Source organism: Acinetobacter sp. S-1 (assembly GCF_059579785.1).
Genome location: NZ_JCAOGE010000002.1, coordinates 1 through 20,625 on the forward strand (window position 1 = coordinate 1; position 20,625 = coordinate 20,625).

Sequence of the window (20,625 nt, forward strand, 5' to 3'; positions counted from 1 at the left end):
ATGAATAAGCCCGCACCTAAAATCTACCGCACAACCAATTGGCCCGCATATAACCGAGCACTCATGAGTCGCGGAAATATTGCCATTTGGTTTGATCCTGCTACGCAATGGTATGCGCCATCAAAAGGCAAACAAGGGCGAAATCAAACCTACTCCGACGCAGCCATCCAATGCTGCTTAATGATTAAATCCTTATTTCGTCTGTCTTTACGTATGGTTACTGGCTTTGTGCAAAGTCTGATTAAACTTTGCGGATTAAATTGGATAGCTCCAGATTACACTACGCTTTGTAGAAGACAAAAGCATATTGATATTGTAATCAGCTACCAAAAAAGTAGAGATGGGCTGCATCTACTCATGGGCTCTACAGGCATGGAGTTTCTAGGTGAGGGTGAATGGAAGCGCAAGAAACATGGACCTGAATATCGTCGCCAATGGCGTAAACTACATATTGGTATAGATGCCAAAACCCTGCAAATACGAGCATTTCAGCTTACAACCAATAATGTCAGTGATTCACAGGTGCTTGGTGATTTACTTAATCAGATTCCACAAGATGAGCGGATTGACTCTGTTTATACCGATGGAGCTTATGACACCAAGCAATGCCGTCAGGTCATTGCAATTGCAGATCGGCAAGCGCATGCGGTGATTCCACCTAGAAAAAATGCGAAACCATGGAAAGATACAAAGAGTAGCTCGCTAGAACGAAATGAATTACTTCGAACAGTTAAACGTTTAGGCAGGATACTATGGAAAAAATGGTCAGGCTATCATTGGCGAAGTTGGTTGAAACTAAGATGCATTGCATCAAATTATTAGGAGATAAACTCAGTGCAAGGAGTTTTGATAGCCAAGTCAATGAGATTCATGCACGTGTAGCAGTGCTCAACAGATTTACGGAATCAGGTCGACCATTTACCCAAGTTACGCCTTAAATTTGGCTCAATTAGGGGCGCTTTGCATTTCAAATCTTTGTGCAACAAAGCCCTTAAAAACAAGAAAAAGAGGATTGATAAAATGATGATAAAAAATAAAAAAGCGCCTGATGGCGCTTTCCTTTAATCATATTTATGGCGTCAGAATTACTTTACGACAGTCTTCTTCTTTTTTATCAAAAATACGGTAACCTTCCGCAGCATCTTCCAGTTTCATGCGATGGGTAATAATCAGATCTGGAGACAGATCTCCATTTTCGATATGTTCTAGCAACTGCGGCAAGTAATTATGCACATGAGTTTGTCCCATTTTAAAGGTTAAACCTTTGTCAAAGGCATCACCAAACAGGAAGCCGTGAATTGGACCGGCATAAACTCCAGGTACACTCACCACACCGCCGCGGCGGACCGCTGCAATACATTGTCTTAACGCTGAACCACTCGAACCTTCTAATTTCAGGTTAGTCATTACAGTTTCCAGCATGCTGCCTTTGGCTTCAAAACCGACCGCATCAATGACGGCATCGACTCCACGATAACCCGTGGTATTTTGAATGATAAATTCAGCGGCATCGACTTCATCAAAATTGACCGGAATCACCCCATAGGTTTGATGTGCGAAACTCAGACGATAAGGATGGTGATCGACCATAAAAATCTGCTCGGCACCGAGCATCCGCGCACAGGCAGCAGCCAGCAGACCGACTGGGCCAGCACCATAAATCGCCACACTGGAACCTCGACCAACTTGGGCATTGTTCACTGCTTGCCAGGCGGTTGGCAGAATATCAGTCAGGAATAATACTTTTTCATCAGGCAGGGAACCTGGCACTTTAAATGGTCCGATATTGCCCTTGGGAATCCGTACATATTCAGCCTGACCACCCGGTATACCACCATACAGATGGCTAAAGCCAAATAAAGCTGCCCCTGGTGGAATCTGTTTTTTATTGAGAATTGCACCACGGCCGGTATTGGTATTTTCACAGGCAGCCATTAGTTCATGTTCACAGAAAAAACAGTGACCACATGCAATCACGAAAGGAATAATTACCCGGTCGCCTTTTTTGACTTCTGTGACTTCAGGGCCGACTTCTTCTACAATTCCCATAAATTCATGGCCGAAAATATCGCCATCTTCAGTGGCCGGAATTTTACCCCGGTATAGGTGCAGATCTGAGCCACAGATGGCAGTCGCTGTCACCCTTAAAATGACGTCATCTGGTTCCTGAATCACTGGATCTGGAACGGATTCAACTCGTACATCCCGAGCACCATGATAGGTAAGAGCACGCATGCGGATTTCCTCTTTCTAGTTCAACATTAAACAGACTCGTATCAAGGCTGCCAAAAATAAAAAACACTTTTATTAGAGCCTTATGCACCAAGAAATCGCTGTAAATTAATGTATGAAATAAGACATCCGAGTGTTTAAAAAATAAACTTATATAGGGTTTACGTAATTAGTGACCTTATGTGTCGAATGAATAGAAAAGAACAGAATTAAAGAAACATCTAGTAATTTCTATAACTTATAGATTGTTAATTCTGTGCTATCTATTATTTTTAGAAATAAATGTCCCTAACATAATCATAGAGGTACTAACTCCCCCTATTACTAAACTCATGAGTATTATTTCTATACTTAATATCTCTGTCCAATGGCTATGGTCACTCCACGGAATATATATGCCATGTCCAAATAAAAAATTTATAGTGCATAAAATAAGGAAGCTAATGAGAGTGGATATTATCAAGGTAACTATAAGATTTTTCCAAACCTCCTTATTTTTAGAAAGAGTTATTACTTTAATCGTTATACTCTGTAAATAAATATCGTAGATTTCAGCTCTAAAAATTTGATTTATTTAACAATATTTTAGTATTTGGCGTATTTTGCCAGTGAATATTATTTGATTAGTACACAAAATAGTGAACAGAAACTAGCTGTGGTTTCTTGTTGGCTTTCAAAGATCTTTAGTTTATAAGCCCACCTCACTTTCCTTGAGTGGGCTTTTTTTATGCTATTGCTTCGCTCGGCAAATATTTTTTAAACAAAAAAATGATAAAGAAGCCTTTTAGATACATCTTTTAAACATTTTGATTCATATTGCATTTATAATAAATATGCTAACTAGTTGTTCCATTCCCTCAGAGGTTAGTAAAAACTATTGTTTCAGCATGAAATAATGATTTGGCCCACTTCTGTGGGTTTTTTAATGCCTTAAAACGCTCTCGTTTGCCCTCTAAGGTCTTTTTCATTTCATATTTTTTACAATTATCATTAGTCAAGAAATGGATCAGATATGAAGTTAACGCGCTTAAATGGTTTAATCACTTATAATTGATTCATGAATCCTTTGTTTTTCCTTGTCATTTTCTATCTTAACGGCTAAGGCTAATACAATTATCATTGTGATGAGACAGATTATTTTGATCTTCATTTTTCTGCCTCCACTTAGAAATAACTTAATGAATATTAGCATTTTAACTCGATACTTTGAAGTATGATTAAGCCTTGTTTCAAAGTCGAGTTATTTTGCGAGGCGGTGATCTCATTAGTAATGATAAAAAATAAGTAAAGTACCACTCACCTGATATTTTTTAGGGTCGATTAGGCACCAGTCATAGGTTTTTTCTTTAATGTTATTCGGTTCAAATAAGTACACAGCTTTTTAGTCATAATTCTGATTAATATTTTTCCATTACACTCTTTGATTTGTAGCGGATATTTTTAAGTATAGTCATATCAACTCTATGTTCGTCTAGTTCATCTTTGCTTGGTACATACAGGAATATTGCCAAAAAGAACACCATAAGAGAGCTTGTAATCAGAGAAAAGGTAGGGGCAAAATTTTAATGCCAGTTGATCGCTCGTAGATACTCGCTCGGTTCGGCACTGTTGCAAATAGGGATCTGAGTCGATGATTTTCCCTTCAAAAAAGCTTAGAGACCGAAAACTTTATTTACTAGCCAAACTTCTCCTAGAATATTACCGTTATAAAATAATGAAGCTTGTGCTTTGCGTAGAGCACGCATAACCTCAATACCTTTAATTGTGGCATAAGCCGTTTTCATAGACTTGAATCCCAACGTAGCCTTGATGATCCGTTTAAGCTTGCCATGATCACATTCAATCACGTTATTCTTGTATTTAATCTGTCGATGCTCCAGATCTTCAGGACACTTTCCTTCGTGTTTTAGTCGCGACAAAGCACGGCCATAGGTATGAGGCTTATCAGTGTTTATGACTCGTGGAATCTGCCATTTTTTGACATGATTCAAAATCTTACCAAGAAAACAATAAGCTGAATGGGTATTTCGTCTAGCAGAAAGATAGAAATCAAGAGTATGGCCACGTTGGTCAACTGCTCGGTATAGATATGCCCATTTGCCATTCACTTTTACGTAAGTTTCATCCAGATGCCATAAATGTCGATCTTTAGGATTACGCCAATACCAACGTAAACGTTTTTCCATTTCAGGAGCATAACGCTGAACCCAACGATAAATCGTGGTGTAATCGACATTTACTCCCCGTTCAGCGAGCATTTCCTGAAGTTCACGATAGCTGATGCCATATTTACAGTACCAACGGACGGCCCAAAGAATGATTTCGCCCTGAAAATGACGACCATGGAAAGCATTCATCTGCTGATCCTTTAGCTAAAAGAGTATTTAGCTTACCATCAGCAGCTATTTGCAACAGTGCCACAATTGCCAATAAAGGGACAATCAACAAGTCTTCAAACAGCAGAATCGAGACAATTTTTTGTCCGCGTGGTTGAGCAATGTCTCCACGATCTCCCAAAAGTTGCATTACAATTGCAGTCGAGGTGAGTACAAAGCCTGCAGCACACACAAAACTCACTTGCCAAGAATAGCCATAGACCAAGCCTACAGCCGTTAGCCCCAATGAACAGGCACTAATTTGTAATGTACCTAATCCAAAAATTTCTTTTCTTAAACTCCATAAATACGATGGACGCATTTCTAGTCCAATCACAAACAGATACATCACAATACCAAGCTCAGCGATATGCAGAATAGACGCAGAATCGTAGAAAAATGCCAGTCCAAATGGACCAATAATTAATCCTGCAATTAAATATCCCAATACCGAGTTTAATCCTAGGCGCTTGATTAAGGGGGACTGCGATCACTGCAGCCGTGAGCAATATGACAGGGGATAGAAGGCTGATTGAAACGTACCGGGTTTGTCGGAGACTTTTTTATTTAAGTTAGGCCACCTGACCTAACGGGTTAATCTTATCATAGTACATTGCTTCAAACTCAAAAGGCGATACATAACCCAGTGCACTGTGTACACGCTTTTTATTGAACCAATCTACCCAGTTTAGTGTCGCAAGTTGTACATCTGCTAAACCTTGCCAAACTGCTTTTAGATATTCAATCACCTATGTTTTGTATAAGCCATTCACCGTTTCAGCCAAAGCATTATCGTATGAATCGCCTGTCGTACCGACTGATGCTCGTAAATTTGCTGCTTCTAAACGATTGGTATAGCGAATGGAAAGATATTGCACACCTCTGTCGGAATGATGAATCACATTCTTTGGCATGCCTCGATCATGCAATGCTTGCTCCAATGCATCGAGCACCATATCTGTATTCATCCGTGTAGATACTTTCCATCCAACAATTGCTCGTGAAAACACATCAATAATAAAGGCGGTATAGACCCAGCCTGAATGAGTTTGAATATACGTAAAAAGTCACCGACCCATAGTTGGTTTGGATGATCAGCACTAAAATTACGTTTCACTAAATCATCTGCCCGTTTTTGGTCATCTCGGCTACGGGTAGTTTGTTTATTCTTACCACGCCAAACACCTTGTATACCTAGCTTCTGCATCAATCGAGCAACTGTACAACGTGCAATCACATAGCCTTCACGTTTCAGTTGTTGCCAGACCTTACGCACACCGTATCGACCTGAACTTTCTTTCCAAATTCGCTTGATCTCCTCAGCATGATGCAAGTCATGTAAATCTCGTTTCGCTCGATGTTCTGGATTTACTGTGAGATCTAAAGTCCGGTAATAGGTTGAAGGTGCGATCGGTAAAATTCTACAAATCGCCTCGACTCCGTACAGCTGTTTATTATTATGGATAAAATCCACCATTATTTGTGTGGGCGGTCGAGCTCCGCGTGGGCGAAAAAAGCGGCTGCTTTACGTAGAATCTCATTGGCGCGTTGCAGTTCTTTATTTTCGCGTTCGAGTTGTTTGATACGTTCTTGGTCTGAAAGCTGCTGTACTTTAACTGGATTTTGTTTATCTAAATATTTTTGATACCAAACACGTAGTGTTTCAGGACTACAACCTATCTTGGGAGCAATAGCGGTGATCGCAGCCCAATTCGATGGATAATCTTTTTCAGATTCAATCAATAATTGAACCGCTCTTTCTCTGATTTCAGGGGTATATTTTAATTTTGTCATCGGGATAGTCTCTCAGAATATTGACTCTCCGACAAACCCGGTACCGTTCACTACGTTGAAAAGTGATATGTGCTGAAAAAAACAGGAGAAATTGTTACTTATGTTTGGGGTAAAAGAGATATAGCTATAGTCCAACGACTAAAGGAAAAGTTGAAACAGTTAAGTATTCACTATACCCGAATTTCAAGTAATCAATGGGATAGTTTTATCACTGCATTTAAAGACTGTCAGCAAAGTATTGGTAAGTTTTTCACTATAGGTATTGAGGGAAATAATTGCAAAATAAGGTATCGGATTAGATGTGTTAGTTCAGTATTGAGTGTGGCTTTAGCAAGAATACGGATATTAATGCTTCTCGCAATATTCTAGCGGTAGGACATACCACTTTGTCTGTGGAGGAAAGATGCGGTAAAGGTCGCTTTGTGAAGCAGAAAGCATGCCTAAATCCGTGAGGAAGTCGCCTAAGAGCTTTTGCTTTTAAAATCCCTGAGAAACATGTTTCGTAAAGAGTTAGTTGAAAGTGGGGGGAGTATGTTAGAAGTTTAATTTTATAAGCTATTGTAAAGATCCGGAAAGTTAATTATAGCATCCAGTTGCAGAGCCAATAGTGACTTCATTTAATCTCAGCATACTTTTTGAAACACTACCTAAATTTTTAAGGTTTATAAAAAATATTGTTCTTTTTTATACTATGGGGTACTATAGTATCAATGCTAGCAAATAAGGAGGTCTGATGCCTAATCAGGTCGAAGACAAAAAAAAGATTCTTCTACGCGTCAGAAAGATCAAAGGTCAGACACAAGCGATTGAAAAAGCGCTAGAAGACAATGTGGAATGTGGTGCGATTCTGCAACAAATATGCTCTGTGCGTGGTGCTATTAATGGTCTAATGAATGAGATGTTAGAGGTTCATTTAAAGGACACTTTAGTATCAGGTGAAACCACAGAACAACAACGAAAAGAAGAATTGGCTGAAATCGCCAAGATTCTAAAATCATATTTAAAATAGATCTGTATAAGGAATTATTCCATGAAGTCACGTGCTGCCGTTGCGTTTGGTCCTGGTCAACCTCTTCAAATTGTTGAAGTTGATGTTGCACCACCGAAGAAAGGTGAAGTATTAATCAAGATTTCCCATACCGGTGTGTGTCATACAGACGCATTTACTTTATCTGGCGATGATCCTGAAGGCGTTTTTCCGGCTATTCTCGGGCATGAAGGTGCTGGTGTCGTAGTTGAGGTTGGTGAAGGCGTGACTAGCGTCAAACCAGGTGATCATGTAATTCCACTTTACACCGCTGAATGTGGCGAGTGCCTATTCTGTAAATCTGGAAAATCGAACTTGTGTATTTCCGTTCGAGAAACTCAAGGTAGAGGCGTAATGCCAGATGGCACCACTCGTTTTTCCTACAATGGTCAACCGATTTACCACTATATGGGCTGCTCAACGTTCAGTGAATACACGGTAGTGGCAGAAGTATCATTGGCTAAAATCAATCCTGAAGCCAATCACGAACATGTCTGCTTACTAGGTTGTGGTGTAACAACGGGTATCGGTGCAGTACACAACACGGCTAAAGTACAAGAAGGTGATAGTGTTGCGGTCTTTGGTTTAGGTGGTATTGGTCTAGCAGTCGTACAAGCCGCACGTCAAGCTAAAGCAGGACGTATTATTGTGGTTGACATGAATCCAGATAAATTTGTGCTGGCAAAAGAGTTTGGCGCAACGGACTTCTTGAACCCTAAAGACTACGATAAACCAATCCAGCAAGTCATTGTCGAAATGACTGGTTGGGGTGTAGATCATTCATTTGAATGTATTGGCAACGTGAATGTAATGCGTGCAGCCCTTGAAAGTGCACACCGTGGCTGGGGACAATCTGTAATTATTGGTGTAGCTGGCGCAGGTCAAGAAATCTCTACCCGTCCATTCCAACTGGTTACTGGTCGTAAATGGCTAGGTTCTGCGTTTGGTGGCGTAAAAGGTCGTACGCAACTTCCAGGAATGGTTGAAGATGCCATGAAAGGTAAAATTCAATTAGAACCATTTGTGACACATACGATGGGCTTGGATCAGATCAATGAAGCCTTTGATCTAATGCATGAAGGTAAGTCAATTCGTACTGTAATTCATTACGAATAATTCCGTCAGACCTTATAGTTTTCCATGCATGTGCATCATGAATGACATGCATGGAATCCTCTAAAACGGCACATTATCTGTAAAACCCATCTATCTGTGTAGGCATCGTGTATAGGTTCAACAAACCTGCCTACATTTTAAATCTTAATCACTATTCTCTGTGGAGAATGACAGACTCTTTGTTTACTCGATTTCTCATGAAGTCTTGCTCAACATAGGTAATTGATTATGGAAATAATTGAGAAACATGCTTCTTTTGGTGGATCGCAAGAAGTGTATTGCCATCAGTCAACAGCATTAAACTGTTCAATGAAATTCTCAATATATCTGCCACCTCATGACAAAGATGAGCGGTTGCCAGTTTTATATTGGTTATCAGGGCTGACTTGCAACGAACAGAACTTTATTACTAAAGCCGGAGCACAAAAGTATGCGGCTGAACATAAAGTCATTATTGTTGCACCAGATACCAGCCCACGTGGAGAAGATGTACCAGATCATGCAGATTATGATTTAGGCCAAGGTGCAGGATTCTATGTGAATGCAACACAAGCACCCTGGTCACAGCATTTCAAAATGTATGATTATATTGTGGAAGAGCTCAGAAATCTGATTGACCTGAATTTTCCGACCAACCAAGTCCAAAGCATTATGGGGCATAGCATGGGTGGTCATGGTGCATTAGTCATTGGGTTAAAAAACCCTGAGCTGTATAAAAGTATTTCTGCTTTTGCACCAATTGTTGCACCTAGCCAAGTACCTTGGGGGAAAAAGGCTTTCACACACTACCTAGGTGAAAACGAAACTTTATGGAAAAGCTATGATGCGATTGAATTAATCAAAAACGCGGAAGTTCATTTACCTATTTTAGTCGATCAGGGAACAGCTGATGATTTTCTTGAAGAACAGTTAAGACCTAAGCTGCTTAGTGATATTTGTTTGGAACAAGAATATCCTCTTACACTTAACCTAAGAGAAGGGTATGACCATAGCTATTACTTCATTGCGAGCTTTATAGAGAAACATATAGAGTTTCACAGCAAATTCCTAGCAAAAAAACTTTCATAGATATGAGGATATACATGTTGTTCTTGAATGCTTCTTGAGCAATATAATCTCCAGATGAAGAGGTCAGCTTATAAATCTAAGGTAGAGTCAATTGATCCTTATATAACTAAGATTGAATTTAATCATCTCATATCTTGATTTTTGATTCAAATGTTAATGATATTAACTTGAATAAATTCATAGCATTATGTCGAAATAAAAATCTAAATTTTGGCTCAGCTATGGGAAATTTTTTTAACTTTTATACAACAAAACTTTCTGACATGCATACATTAGCAATGTCAGAATCAGTTTGAATTCTAATCAATTGTGGAGTTTTAGTCATGCTTAAAACAGCTTTATATGTGCGTCTTGAAGCTAAACCGGGTAAAGAAGAAGAAGTGGAAGCTTTCCTTAAAGCCGGTTTACCTATTGTAATGGAAGAACCTGCGACCGTTGCGTGGTTTGGCCTACGTCTTGGACCTACAACATTTGGTATTTTTGATGCATTTCCTGATGAGGCGGGTCGCCAAGCGCATTTATCTGGCAAGGTTGCAGCTGCTTTGATGGCTCAGGCCGAAGAGCTATTTTCAGAGCCACCGTCTATTGAAAAAGTAGATGTTTTGGCGAGTAAACTACCAGCTTAAACCGACGCTTAAATGTATGAGTGTGCTGCCTGAAATTTTGAATGAAAGGCAGCACTTCAACACTGTGAGGTTTGTCAGAGGCTTTTTATTCAAGTTGGGCTACTTTATTTATTGGCTTAATCTCATCGTTTACATGGGTCAATATCCAAAACAGGGTAAATAAACGAATGAATCCACATGCCTTATATTGAACCAATCTATCTAATTTAGCGCTGCATTTGTACATCTGCTAAACCTTGCCAATCTGCTTTTAAAATATTTAATCATTGCTATTTTCTATGAGCCATTCACTGTTTCAGCCAATGCGTTCATGACCATGTCAATAGTCATACGTGTTGATATCTTCCATCCAACAATCGCTCGTGAAAATACATCAATAATAAAAGTGGTATAGAACAAGCCTGAATTTGTTTAAGCATCACTCAAGTTGGCAAGCTGAAATAATTTTTTTAAAAAAATAGACGACTGGTCTATTTTTATGTATAGTTAGCACATGGTGTAGGCAAAAGCCACAGTATTGTCCAATTTTTTAAAGTTTATTTGATGAATAACGGTGGCTTTTCAAATCAATTAGCTGATCATCCTAGGATAAAAATATGCTGAATTTTAACTTTTATAATCCGACCCGCATTATTTTTGGTGGCGATACAATAGCTGAAATCAATGACTATGTGCCTACAGAAGCAAAAGTGTTAATGTTATTTGGTGGTGAAAGTGCACGTAAGAATGGTACTTTAGCTGAAGTGCGTGAAGCATTAGGTGCAAGAGAAATTCATGAATTTGGCGGAATTGAGCCGAATCCGAGTTATGAAACCCTCATGAAAGCTGTAGAGCTGATTCGAGAACAAAAGATTGATTTCTTGATGGCTGTCGGTGGTGGATCGGTAATTGATGGTACTAAATTTATTGCAGCAGCAGTCAATTATACAGGGGATACATGGGAGATTTTAGAAACCCATGGTACTAAAATTACTCAAGCTTTGCCTTTTGCGAGTGTACTCACCCTTCCGGCAACTGGTTCAGAAATGAATAGCGGTGGTGTAGTAACCAGAAAATCGACCCAAGCCAAATTGTCATTTAGCAGTCCCTATGTTTTTCCGCAATTTTCCGTACTAGATCCGAATAAAAGCTTTAGCTTGCCGACGCGCCAGTTGGCTAATGGCGTGGTGGATGCATTTGTTCATGTCATTGAACAGTACTTAACTTACCCTGTGAATGCACAAGTACAAGATCGTTTTGCCGAAGGTCTATTGCAAACTCTGATTGAGATTGGACCGAAAATCTTGGAAGATTCAGCAGATTATGACACGCGTGCGAATTTGATGTGGTCTGCTAGCATGGCACTGAATGGGCTGATTGGAGCTGGTGTACCACAAGATTGGTCAACCCATTTGATTGGACATGAGCTCACGGCTTTACATGGTATTGATCATGCTCGTACCTTGGCCATTGTGTTGCCGGCCAATCTACAAGTGCGTCGTCAAGAGAAGCGAGAAAAATTACTACAGTATGCAGCTCGTGTCTGGCAGATTGTCGAAGGTGATGAAGAACAACGTATTGATACGGCTATTGCTCGTACTCGAGCCTTCTTTGAGCAACTTGGATTGCCGACTCGTCTTAGCGATTATGGACTGGGGGAGACAGATATTGAGATCATCATTACGCAACTTAAATCACACAATCTGACACGGCTAGGCGAACACAAAAATGTTTCATTAGAGATCAGTCGCCAAATTCTTGCGACGAGCATCTAAATAAGCTATCTGGCATGCTCACGCCACACAGCAAGTGATCATGCAACAATGCTCCTCAATCATGAAAATTATCGGAGAAATAACATGAAAATTTTAGTCGTTTTAACCTCACATGATCAACTTGGCAATACTGGTAAGAAAACAGGTTTCTGGCTAGAAGAACTTGCTGCACCGTATTACACCTTTATTGACTCTGGTGCTGAAGTTACGCTGGCGTCGCCTCAAGGTGGGCAGCCACCACTAGATCCTAAAAGTAATTTAGCCGATGCGCAAACTGAAGCCACTCATCGTTTTGAAGCTGATCCAACTGCAATGCAAGCATTGGCACAGACGCATAAACTTAGCGAAATTTCTGTAGCTGATTATGATGCGGTGTTTTATCCAGGCGGGCATGGTCCATTGTGGGATTTAGCAGAAGATCCGATTTCAATTTCTCTGATTGAACAGGCGATTCAGTCTGGCAAACCTGTTGCAGCAGTGTGTCATGCCCCAGGTGTTCTTCGTCATGTGAAAGCGAGTAATGGAGCGCCTTTAGTCAGCGGTAAATTAGTCACTGGTTTTAGCAATACTGAGGAGGCTGCTGTAGGCTTGACTGAAATTGTACCATTTTTAGTCGAAGACATGCTTAAAGAAAATGGTGGTCATTATTCTAAAGTAGATGATTGGCAAGTACATGTTCAAGTAGATGGCTTGCTGGTTACTGGACAAAATCCAGCCTCTTCTGCTGCAACTGCTACAGCATTACTTCAATTGTTGAAATAAAGAGTAGCTAGCGTCTGTTGTGGTGCTTAGCAGTGAATAACTTCTGACTCTGAGCAACGGGTGCAATAAGCAAAATAACCCTCACTTAATGGTGGAGGGTCTGAGTTAATAGCTTTCTTTCCTTTATTTTTCTATATACAGGAAGGAAGGGTATTTTTTAATTTAGATCAATTAAGTCATGATTACTTGGATACAATGAAATGAAAGACAGCATACTTTTTCAAAACTTAAGCTTAGGCCCTTATGTTTTGCGAAACCGTATTGTATTGCCACCATTAACGCGGTCGCGCAGTACTCAGCCAGGGAATATTCCAAATGAACTGATGGCAACCTATTATCAACAGCGTGCCGGGGCAGGATTTATGGTCACCGAAGGTACGCAAATCGAGCCACGTGGTCAAGGCTATGCTTGGACTCCCGGTATTTACAGCCCTGAACAGATTGCTGGATGGCGTAAAGTGACTGAAGCAGTGCATGCTAAAGGAGGCATTATTTTTGCACAACTTTGGCATGTTGGGCGTGTTTCACATACATCTTTGCAACCTAATCATGCATCACCGGTCGCACCCTCGGCTATTAGGGCTGATAGTAATGTTAAAGTGTTTATTGAGACCGGGCCTAATGCTGGGACCTTGGCTGATCCTTCAATGCCACGTGCTTTAAGCAATGCAGAAGTTAAAGAATTAGTGCAACTCTATGCTCAAGCAGCACGCAATGCCTTGGCTGCTGGTTTTGATGGAGTTGAAATTCATTGTGCAAATGGTTATTTGGTGAATCAATTTATCTCTGCACATAGTAACCACCGTGAAGATGAATATGGTGGATCACTAAACAATCGTTTGCGTTTTTTACGTGAAGTAGTAGAGGCAGTTGCTGAGGTGGTTGGTGCAGATCGTTTAGGAGTGCGTTTTGCCCCGCTATTTGAAAGTACAGAGGAAGATCGTGTTTACATAGGGTTGGTTGAAGATGATCCACATGTGACTTATATTGAAGCCATAAAAATACTTGAAGAAGTTGGGATTGCCTATTTATCGATTGCAGAAGCTGATTGGGATAATGCACCAGAACTTCCTCATGATTTTCGTAGAGATGTCAGAGACACTTTCAGTGGTCGGATTATTTATGCAGGTCGATATACGGCAGAAAGAGGGACTCGAATTTTAGAGGCAGGACTGGCCGATTTAATTGCATTTGGACGCCCATTTATTGCGAATCCAGATTTACCCGATCGCATCGCCAATGGCTGGCCATTGAATCCAGTAGATGCAAGCACTATGTATGGTGGGACAGAAAAAGGCTATATTGATTATCCAGCTTACGCAGATTAGTATTGACTAAGTGAGTTATTTTGCCAACCTTTGTGGTTGGCAAAATAAGGACTTAGGATTGCTGTTGCCAGCATAAATTCTTCTTAAAACAAATTCTTAAAATTTTTTAGCTGTGTAATGAGCCAACCTGCCAGTGGGAAAGAAATCAGTTGCGTTACTGGCACTAATACTATGACTTCAATCAACACCATCATCGGGAAACTTTGATGCTGAGTAATTGGCTTTAATAAAGTGAGTACCAGTAATAGTGTGGGATATAAGCCTAAATATCCGACTAAAATACGAGTCATGAGGGCTTTAGAAGGAGAATTCATTGTGCGCTATACTCATGGATTGTAAATTGATCTAATAGCAACACATTAATAAGTAATCATTGGGCTGCTGTCATTAATTATGTAATTGATATTTAATCTAATTTTTACGAAACTTCACTTTTTAATAGAAATTTAGTTGCTCTCAGAGCTTGATGTAATGGTGTTTTATCTTTTTGCAACTTACTCAGTAATGCTGCACCTAACCACATTTGGTAAAGTACTTGTGCCAAAGTCGAGGCCTCAGTATCTGCTTGGATAGACTGATCCTGTTTTCCCAAATCAATTAAACCAGCAATACGCTCGATTACATCATCCACGCCAGCGGACATAATGGAGCGCATATCTTCAGATAGATCGGCAACTTCTGCGGCAAGTTTCACAATTAAACAACTATCCGCCCAACCACACTGTGTTTCAGGATCTTCTATCCATAAATTAAAATACTCAATCAGCTTTTGATAAGGAGATTTATCGCTACGCCATACATCATTTAAACGGACTTGGTAATTATCCACATAATGCTGTACCAATTCACATCCGAAAGCTTCCTTGGATTGGAAATAATGATAAAACGAGCCTTTGGGGATCTCACAGCTCTGTAAAATTTCCTGTAATCCTACACCAGTAAAACCTTTATGCAAAATCAGGTCTGAACTGGTGTTAAGAATGTGTAAGCGCTTCGCTTCAGACTTTTTAATAGGATTAGGCTTCATATTAATTATTTACTCTATTACAAAAAATAGACCAGTCGTATTGTTTTTTATTATAACTCCTCTACAATGGATGTAAAGAAATTTTAATCATAATTTTTGATTGTGAAGGGAAGTAATTCTAAATAAAACATGGAGTTATGTGTGTGAAAACAGTTATTAATCAACGCATCGTTTTAGCTAAACGGCCAGTGGGTGAGCCAAAACACAGCGATTTTCGTATTGAACAAGTTGAGCTCAATGAACTTAAACAAGGCGAGATATTGTTAAAAACCATTTACTTGTCACTCGATCCTTATATGCGTGGTCGCATGAGCGATGCTCCTTCATATGCAGCACCGGTTGAAATTGGCGAAGTGATGGTCGGTGGAACAGTCAGTCAAGTAGTGGCCTCTAAAAACCCAAAATTCAAAGAAGGCGAGTGGGTTTTTTCAGGAAATGGCTGGCAGGGCTACGCAATTTCTAATGGGACTGCATGTCAAAGCTTAGGTATGCAACCTGAACATCCATCTTGGGCATTGGGTATTTTGGGAATGCCAGGATTTACTGCTTATATGGGGTTGTTGGACATTGGTCAGCCTAAAGCCGGTGAAACTTTAGTCGTTGCAGCTGCAACGGGACCTGTTGGTGCTACGGTTGGACAGATTGGCAAACTTAAAGGTTGTCGCGTGGTTGGCGTCGCAGGTGGGCCTGAAAAATGCCGTTATGCAGTAGAAGAACTCGGCTTCGACGCTTGTATCAATCATCATGATGAAAATTTTGCAGAACAATTACAACAAGCAGTTCCGAACGGTATTGATATTTATTATGAGAATGTAGGGGGTAAAGTGTTTGATGCGGTATGGCCATTGCTTAACTCTGCGGCACGTGTACCGGTGTGTGGTGTGGTTTCCCAGTATAACGCTACCGAGCAAGTACAAGGGCTAGACCGTTTACCGGGCTTTATTTCCACCCTTTTAAAAAAGCGTATTCGCATGCAAGGCTTTATTATTTTTGATGATTATGGCAGTCAGTATCCGGAATTCTATCAGCAAATGTTTGAATGGTTGAAAGACGGAAAAATCAAATATAAAGAGCATATGGTGCAAGGTTTAGATAACACGATCAATGCTTTCAATGGTATGTTGAAAGGCGAAAACTTTGGCAAAGTGGTTGTAAAAATTTAAAAAAATAGGAATTATCATGATTAAACTACATCATTTAGATCAATCACGTTCTTTTCGCATTTTGTGGTTACTTGAAGAAATCAAGCAGCCCTATGAGCTGAAACGCTATTATCGTGACTCAAGCACGCATTTGGCCCCTGAATCTTTAAAAACCATCCATCCTTTAGGGAAATCTCCAGTATTGGAATGGGATGGCAAAGTTATTGCAGAGTCAGGCGCAATCGTTGAGTTATTAATTCAGAAACTTGCGCCGCATTTAGCACCAGATATGGATGAATCTACTTATGTCGATTATCTACAGTGGATTCATTTCTCAGAAAGCTCTGCCATGCTGCCATTTTTGTTAAAAACGTTTAATGCGATAGAAACCAAGCAAGGTACGAAGTTGGTATTTCTAGAAAATTATACTCAAGTTGAGTTCGATAAGGTATTTGGCCATTTAAATGAATATTTAAAAGATAAAGAATTTCTAGTGGCAGACCGTTTAACCGGTGCTGACTTTATGATGGGCTTTGGACTACATGCTTTAGTTTATCATATGGGACAAGGTGAAAATTATCCCCATATCCAACGTTATGTAGCAGGTTTAAGCCAACTACCTAGCTGGCAAGTCGCAGTACAAATTGAACAAAATGGTGTGAAAAGTCAAAAATAGCAAAATTGTTTTTTTAACGCAATTGAGAAAAAGAATCATGATTGACAAGTACATATGATTATAAAATAACCTGACACTTATTTAAAGTAAACGCCTAATGAATTTCATCGGGCGTTCTCTATTTTAAAGATAAGGAATTACCATTATTTAAGACAAGTTTCGCCTATTCTTTCACTGCAAATTCCTATCAAAAGAGCTTGAATATCACGACGGTTACGTTGAAAGATATAATCAACTTTTGAAAGAAAAGTGACTAACGCACAGCAACATTAAATTATTCCTTGGGGTATTAAACAAGTAATCTATATCATTTTAATAACATAAACACATATGCGTAAAAATCACGCCCCGCTTAACTGGCAATAGTTTTTGAACCCTCGTATAAAAGCTTAAAAGAATCTAGCAAGTCTTTATTTAATGTTAATACTCATCCAGTATTGAGGTTTTTTATCTTTTCTTGCCTGTGATCTAGGTTGTAATACTCTAATTTCATACTCACCTGAAGCAGGTAAAATATAAATACCATTATCATCAAGCTCTGGAGAATATTCTCCAATATTGATGGAGTCTTTTAATTGATTACCCCGTAAGTAAGCTTCAACATTTCCTCCAGTCAACTTCACTTTTAACTTTTGCCCTTTTTTAGCATAAAATTTGTAGGAATCATACTTGTATCCCTCTATCCTTCCGTAATAATTTGCAGAGTAAGCTTTTTTTGCAAACTTAACTACAACAGTCTTTCGTATATCATTGTTATCATTTGCAAGTACGGCTGGGCTAAGCATAGTTAAAGTTAGGGCCATAAAAGCACCAGCTAGTAATTTCGTATTCGCTATTTTCATAAGGTTACCTTAATTCTTGTATCGCCCCTGACATAGTAACATAAGTAATAAGTAACCATGAATCATGGAACAGAACTGTGAATAGTCATAACATAGAGTTGCACTTCAAATGCTAATTTAAGACTTGCGAAATCAATGGTTAATTAATTGGTCACTAAGGAATAGCCAATCTAGATATAAAGTTTATTTAACAAATACTTATAAAAATATATGATGCGTATCATACGCATCATATATAAAGCGTTCTATTTTGATATAATTGATCCAATCAACCCCTTATTAGGTTTCATTTAAATTCCATGAGTCTTACTGATATTAAAGTTCGCCAAGCTCATTGCAAGGAAAAAACCTGTTTTTTATCCGATGAAGATGGGCTTAGCCTGAAGATTGAGCCGAGTGGAAGAAAATCTTGGTGCTATCGCTATACAGATCCACAAACTAAAAAACGTCGACGCATTCAGTTAGGTCTTTATCCTGATTTATCGCTGAAAAAGGCACGACAAGTCAGAGATGACTTTAAAGACAATAATTTCTGTTTTGAACATGATACTGCCTCTAATCTTATCACCTTTGGTAAGGTCGGGGAGGAGTGGTTACAGTTCAAACTGAAGAATGCCTTCAACGATCTACCCCGCTGTGGTGTACTACAGTTAGCAGAAAGATGCTTACAGCAAGATATTTATCCAGACCTTCAGGATTTACCTTTTCAAAACATCAAGCGCTATGACCTGGTTTCAGTAATCAAAAAAATAGAGGGACGCCAAGTAAAAGAACCTGTCAAAAAAGCTTGTAGTTATTTGAACCAAATTTATGACTACGCTGTAGCGATGGGTTATTGTGAGTTCAACATCGCTCATGGTTTAAATAAAATCACCATTAACAGCAAAATCAAGAAAAATTATCCGTATTTGAAAGCGGAGGAAATATCTGATTTTAAGAATAAATTACAAAAATTGGATGCCCATCCCATTATTAAAAAAGCACTGATGTTCAAATTACATACTGGCGTGAGAGGGGCCGAATTGTTATTGGCTGAGCCTCATCATTTTGATTTAAATGAAAAAATCTGGAAAATACCTGCCTTGCATATTAAACAGTTTCGACGAAAAGTTATATTAGGCCATGAGATTCCAGATTTTTTAGTTCCACTTTCAAATCAGGCTTTAGAGATTTTGAAAGACGTCATGCAGTGGTCATACGGTGAAAAATACCTTTTTGCTAGCCCTCGCAAACACAATCAACCGATTCATTTTAATACTCTAAATATGGCCATACGTAAGATGGGGTATGGCAAACATCAACTATCTTCTCATGGATTACGTTCTACTTTTAGTACCATTTTGAATGACTCAGGTTTGTTCCAAGATAATTGGATTGAGGCACAACTTTCACATATTGATAAGAACCGTACCCGTGCCAGCTATAATCACGCTGACTATTTAGCTCAACGGACTGAAATGATGCAGTGGTGGGGTGATTATTTAAGTACTAGTAAGTGAAAATCGTACTTTTATACATAAACTTAAAACATGATGGGGTGTTAAATGGATAGTAAACAATATACTTACCGTGTTAAATGGTCAGCTGAAGATAATGGGTATGTTGGAGCCTGTAAATTATTTTGTGTAAGTTCCATTTTTTATAAATGATCTTTTAATCGATCATCGAACTGAATCGTAAACCAATTCATTGCTAAACGCCAATTTTGAATTGGCATCGTCCATTTCTTCGCAGCATTTGATGTTGCTAAGTAAATGACCTTCTTTACTGAGTCATCAGATGAAAAGATTTTCCTTTTCTTCGTTGAATGGCGTATTACGCTATTCAACGACTCAATCGCATTTGTTGTATAAATTGCATGACGTATTTCGGCTGGATAGCTAAAGATCGTTCGGATATTTTCCCAATTGGCCCGCCAGGATTCTCCAATTTTGGGATACTGGTGATTCCATTGATCACAGAAGATGTCTAGGGATTTTAAAGCATTTTCCTCTGTACTTGCCTGATAAATCGCTTTCAGACCCGACGTAACAGCTTTGTAGTCTTTCCAGCTTACAAATCTCAGGCTATTGCGTACAACATGCACGATACACAGTTGAATATCAGTATGAGGGTAAACAGAGGCTATCGCGTCAGGGAAGCCTTTTAATCCATCTACACAGGCAACAAGAATGTCCTGTACTCCTCGATTTTTTAGCTCTGTCATGACTGACAGCCAGAATTTGGCACCTTCTGTCTGAGCAATCCACATACCCAGTAATTCTTTTTGCCCATCCATATTGATGCCTAAAGCAAGGTATACGGACTTGTTAATCACATTGGAGTGCTGACGGACTTTGACAACAATACAGTCAAGATAGACAACAGGATAAAGGCTATCTAAGGCTCTATTTTGCCACTCAGTCACTTGCTCAATCACAGCATCGGTAACTTTGCTGATGAGAGATGCTGACACATCGGCATCGTACATTTCTTTGAAGAAGGCTACAATTTCCCTATTAGTCATTCCTTTTGCATACAGTGAGAGGATTTGGTCATCCATACTGGTGATGCGTGTTTGGTGCTTTTTGATAATTTGTGGCTCAAATGAACCTTCTCGATCACGGGGAATATCTAAAGCCAGTTGTCCATCTTGAGTTGTAATGGTTTTAGAACTAAACCCATTACGGCTATTTGAGCCTTTCTTGGGCTGATGCTTTTCATAACCGAGATGGTCTGAAAGTTCAGTATTGAGTGCAGTTTCAATCATGAATTTTTTAAAGACTGCTGTCATTTGGTTTAAGTCTTCTGGTGTTTTTAGACCTTTAGCCAATTCGGCAGCCATACTTTTGATTGTTGCTTCATCCATGTGAAGTA

At 39.3% G+C, this 20,625-nt stretch carries 16 protein-coding genes, 6 pseudogenes and 1 other annotated feature; of the genes and pseudogenes, 13 read left to right on the plus strand and 9 right to left on the minus strand.

What is annotated here, in order from left to right; translation table 11 throughout:
- Nucleotides 1-938: pseudogene (locus AC52J8_RS18345) on the plus strand (IS5 family transposase).
- A gap of 133 nt (nucleotides 939-1,071) precedes the next feature.
- Here the strand turns inward: AC52J8_RS18345 and AC52J8_RS18350 are convergent.
- The 4 genes and pseudogenes from AC52J8_RS18350 to AC52J8_RS18365 all read right to left on the minus strand — a co-directional run bounded on the left by AC52J8_RS18350 (nucleotide 1,072) and on the right by AC52J8_RS18365 (nucleotide 6,401).
- The gene (locus tag AC52J8_RS18350) at nucleotides 1,072-2,235 is read right to left on the minus strand and encodes a zinc-dependent alcohol dehydrogenase (protein WP_001202406.1); all 1,164 of its coding nucleotides are present in this window, start codon (nucleotides 2,233-2,235) and stop codon (nucleotides 1,072-1,074) included.
- Nucleotides 2,236-3,884: 1,649 nt separating this feature from the next.
- Complete coding sequence (locus AC52J8_RS18355) at nucleotides 3,885-4,589, minus strand: IS6 family transposase (RefSeq protein ID WP_025464939.1); 705 nt, start codon at nucleotides 4,587-4,589, stop codon at nucleotides 3,885-3,887.
- Nucleotides 4,590-4,641: 52 nt separating this feature from the next.
- Nucleotides 4,642-5,140 (minus strand): annotated as a pseudogene (locus tag AC52J8_RS18360) (cation:proton antiporter domain-containing protein); the annotation flags it as partial.
- 39 nt (nucleotides 5,141-5,179) lie between these two features.
- A pseudogene (locus AC52J8_RS18365) lies at nucleotides 5,180-6,401 on the minus strand (IS3 family transposase).
- Nucleotides 6,010-6,126 (minus strand) — a sequence feature (AL1L pseudoknot). Its footprint overlaps the pseudogene before it by 117 nt.
- A gap of 75 nt (nucleotides 6,402-6,476) precedes the next feature.
- On the opposite strand from AC52J8_RS18365, the pseudogene AC52J8_RS18370 reads away from it, so the two are divergent.
- From AC52J8_RS18370 to AC52J8_RS18395, 6 genes and pseudogenes are all read left to right on the plus strand, one after another.
- Nucleotides 6,477-6,701, plus strand: a pseudogene (locus tag AC52J8_RS18370) (IS1 family transposase); the annotation flags it as partial.
- Between the two features lie 14 nt (nucleotides 6,702-6,715).
- Nucleotides 6,716-6,866: pseudogene (locus AC52J8_RS18375) on the plus strand (RNA-guided endonuclease InsQ/TnpB family protein); the annotation flags it as partial.
- Between the two features lie 268 nt (nucleotides 6,867-7,134).
- A complete protein-coding gene (locus AC52J8_RS18380; protein ID WP_001133624.1) occupies nucleotides 7,135-7,410 on the plus strand; it encodes a metal/formaldehyde-sensitive transcriptional repressor in 276 nt (91 codons plus the stop codon).
- A 21-nt stretch (nucleotides 7,411-7,431) separates the two neighbouring features.
- Entirely contained in the window at nucleotides 7,432-8,544 is a 1,113-nt protein-coding gene (locus AC52J8_RS18385; RefSeq protein WP_000842147.1) for an S-(hydroxymethyl)glutathione dehydrogenase/class III alcohol dehydrogenase, read from the plus strand.
- Between the two features lie 228 nt (nucleotides 8,545-8,772).
- Nucleotides 8,773-9,612 (plus strand): S-formylglutathione hydrolase, encoded by an 840-nt coding sequence (gene fghA / locus AC52J8_RS18390; RefSeq protein ID WP_000402508.1) that lies wholly within the window; start codon nucleotides 8,773-8,775, stop codon nucleotides 9,610-9,612.
- Between the two features lie 323 nt (nucleotides 9,613-9,935).
- A complete protein-coding gene (locus AC52J8_RS18395) occupies nucleotides 9,936-10,238 on the plus strand; it encodes a putative quinol monooxygenase (RefSeq protein WP_000920559.1) in 303 nt (100 codons plus the stop codon).
- 85 nt (nucleotides 10,239-10,323) lie between these two features.
- On the opposite strand, the pseudogene AC52J8_RS18400 reads toward AC52J8_RS18395, so the two are convergent.
- Nucleotides 10,324-10,649, minus strand: a pseudogene (locus AC52J8_RS18400) (IS3 family transposase); the annotation flags it as partial.
- A gap of 185 nt (nucleotides 10,650-10,834) precedes the next feature.
- Between AC52J8_RS18400 and AC52J8_RS18405 the strand changes: the two are divergent.
- The 3 genes from AC52J8_RS18405 (at nucleotide 10,835) to AC52J8_RS18415 (ending at nucleotide 14,082) form a co-directional block, all read left to right on the plus strand.
- Nucleotides 10,835-11,992 (plus strand): iron-containing alcohol dehydrogenase, encoded by a 1,158-nt coding sequence (locus tag AC52J8_RS18405; RefSeq protein ID WP_000931662.1) that lies wholly within the window; start codon nucleotides 10,835-10,837, stop codon nucleotides 11,990-11,992.
- A gap of 84 nt (nucleotides 11,993-12,076) precedes the next feature.
- Nucleotides 12,077-12,754, plus strand: a complete 678-nt coding sequence (locus tag AC52J8_RS18410) for a type 1 glutamine amidotransferase domain-containing protein (RefSeq protein WP_000699624.1) — start codon at nucleotides 12,077-12,079, stop codon at nucleotides 12,752-12,754.
- A 200-nt stretch (nucleotides 12,755-12,954) separates the two neighbouring features.
- Entirely contained in the window at nucleotides 12,955-14,082 is a 1,128-nt protein-coding gene (locus tag AC52J8_RS18415; RefSeq protein ID WP_000655271.1) for an alkene reductase, read from the plus strand.
- An 83-nt stretch (nucleotides 14,083-14,165) separates the two neighbouring features.
- On the opposite strand, the gene AC52J8_RS18420 is transcribed toward AC52J8_RS18415, so the two are convergent.
- Nucleotides 14,166-14,396 carry a hypothetical protein gene (locus tag AC52J8_RS18420; RefSeq protein WP_001087973.1) on the minus strand — a complete coding sequence of 77 codons (231 nt, stop codon included), beginning with the start codon at nucleotides 14,394-14,396 and terminating at the stop codon, nucleotides 14,166-14,168.
- A 104-nt stretch (nucleotides 14,397-14,500) separates the two neighbouring features.
- A complete protein-coding gene (locus tag AC52J8_RS18425) occupies nucleotides 14,501-15,109 on the minus strand; it encodes a TetR/AcrR family transcriptional regulator (RefSeq protein ID WP_000804053.1) in 609 nt (202 codons plus the stop codon).
- A gap of 143 nt (nucleotides 15,110-15,252) precedes the next feature.
- On the opposite strand from AC52J8_RS18425, the gene curA reads away from it, so the two are divergent.
- The gene (curA, locus tag AC52J8_RS18430) at nucleotides 15,253-16,272 is read left to right on the plus strand and encodes an NADPH-dependent curcumin/dihydrocurcumin reductase (RefSeq protein ID WP_000859511.1); all 1,020 of its coding nucleotides are present in this window, start codon (nucleotides 15,253-15,255) and stop codon (nucleotides 16,270-16,272) included.
- A gap of 16 nt (nucleotides 16,273-16,288) precedes the next feature.
- Nucleotides 16,289-16,927, plus strand: a complete 639-nt coding sequence (locus tag AC52J8_RS18435; RefSeq protein WP_000593330.1) for a glutathione S-transferase family protein — start codon at nucleotides 16,289-16,291, stop codon at nucleotides 16,925-16,927.
- A gap of 410 nt (nucleotides 16,928-17,337) precedes the next feature.
- Here the strand turns inward: AC52J8_RS18435 and AC52J8_RS18440 are convergent, their stop codons facing one another.
- Nucleotides 17,338-17,769, minus strand: a complete 432-nt coding sequence (locus AC52J8_RS18440) for a PPC domain-containing protein (RefSeq protein WP_000684950.1) — start codon at nucleotides 17,767-17,769, stop codon at nucleotides 17,338-17,340.
- 299 nt (nucleotides 17,770-18,068) lie between these two features.
- On the opposite strand from AC52J8_RS18440, the gene AC52J8_RS18445 reads away from it, so the two are divergent.
- Nucleotides 18,069-19,268: a tyrosine-type recombinase/integrase gene (locus tag AC52J8_RS18445; RefSeq protein ID WP_000059636.1), complete on the plus strand. Its 1,200-nt coding sequence runs from the start codon at nucleotides 18,069-18,071 to the stop codon at nucleotides 19,266-19,268.
- A 140-nt stretch (nucleotides 19,269-19,408) separates the two neighbouring features.
- Here the strand turns inward: AC52J8_RS18445 and AC52J8_RS18450 are convergent, their stop codons facing one another.
- Nucleotides 19,409-20,617, minus strand: a complete 1,209-nt coding sequence (locus tag AC52J8_RS18450) for an IS256-like element ISAba26 family transposase (protein WP_000343018.1) — start codon at nucleotides 20,615-20,617, stop codon at nucleotides 19,409-19,411.
- Nucleotides 20,618-20,625 lie beyond the last annotated feature (8 nt).

Excerpts from the sequence above, each read along its gene's own strand:
- AC52J8_RS18350 (WP_001202406.1), bottom strand. The coding sequence starts at position 2,235 with ATGCGTGCTCTTACCTATCATGGTGCTCGGGATGTACGAGTTGAATCC.
- AC52J8_RS18355 (WP_025464939.1), bottom strand. The coding sequence starts at position 4,589 with ATGAATGCTTTCCATGGTCGTCATTTTCAGGGCGAAATCATTCTTTGG.
- AC52J8_RS18380 (WP_001133624.1), top strand. The coding sequence starts at position 7,135 with ATGCCTAATCAGGTCGAAGACAAAAAAAAGATTCTTCTACGCGTCAGA.
- AC52J8_RS18385 (WP_000842147.1), top strand. The coding sequence starts at position 7,432 with ATGAAGTCACGTGCTGCCGTTGCGTTTGGTCCTGGTCAACCTCTTCAA.
- fghA (WP_000402508.1), top strand. The coding sequence starts at position 8,773 with ATGGAAATAATTGAGAAACATGCTTCTTTTGGTGGATCGCAAGAAGTG.
- AC52J8_RS18395 (WP_000920559.1), top strand. The coding sequence starts at position 9,936 with ATGCTTAAAACAGCTTTATATGTGCGTCTTGAAGCTAAACCGGGTAAA.
- AC52J8_RS18405 (WP_000931662.1), top strand. The coding sequence starts at position 10,835 with ATGCTGAATTTTAACTTTTATAATCCGACCCGCATTATTTTTGGTGGC.
- AC52J8_RS18410 (WP_000699624.1), top strand. The coding sequence starts at position 12,077 with ATGAAAATTTTAGTCGTTTTAACCTCACATGATCAACTTGGCAATACT.
- AC52J8_RS18415 (WP_000655271.1), top strand. The coding sequence starts at position 12,955 with ATGAAAGACAGCATACTTTTTCAAAACTTAAGCTTAGGCCCTTATGTT.
- AC52J8_RS18420 (WP_001087973.1), bottom strand. The coding sequence starts at position 14,396 with ATGAATTCTCCTTCTAAAGCCCTCATGACTCGTATTTTAGTCGGATAT.
- AC52J8_RS18425 (WP_000804053.1), bottom strand. The coding sequence starts at position 15,109 with ATGAAGCCTAATCCTATTAAAAAGTCTGAAGCGAAGCGCTTACACATT.
- AC52J8_RS18435 (WP_000593330.1), top strand. The coding sequence starts at position 16,289 with ATGATTAAACTACATCATTTAGATCAATCACGTTCTTTTCGCATTTTG.
- AC52J8_RS18440 (WP_000684950.1), bottom strand. The coding sequence starts at position 17,769 with ATGAAAATAGCGAATACGAAATTACTAGCTGGTGCTTTTATGGCCCTA.
- AC52J8_RS18445 (WP_000059636.1), top strand. The coding sequence starts at position 18,069 with ATGAGTCTTACTGATATTAAAGTTCGCCAAGCTCATTGCAAGGAAAAA.
- AC52J8_RS18450 (WP_000343018.1), bottom strand. The coding sequence starts at position 20,617 with ATGGATGAAGCAACAATCAAAAGTATGGCTGCCGAATTGGCTAAAGGT.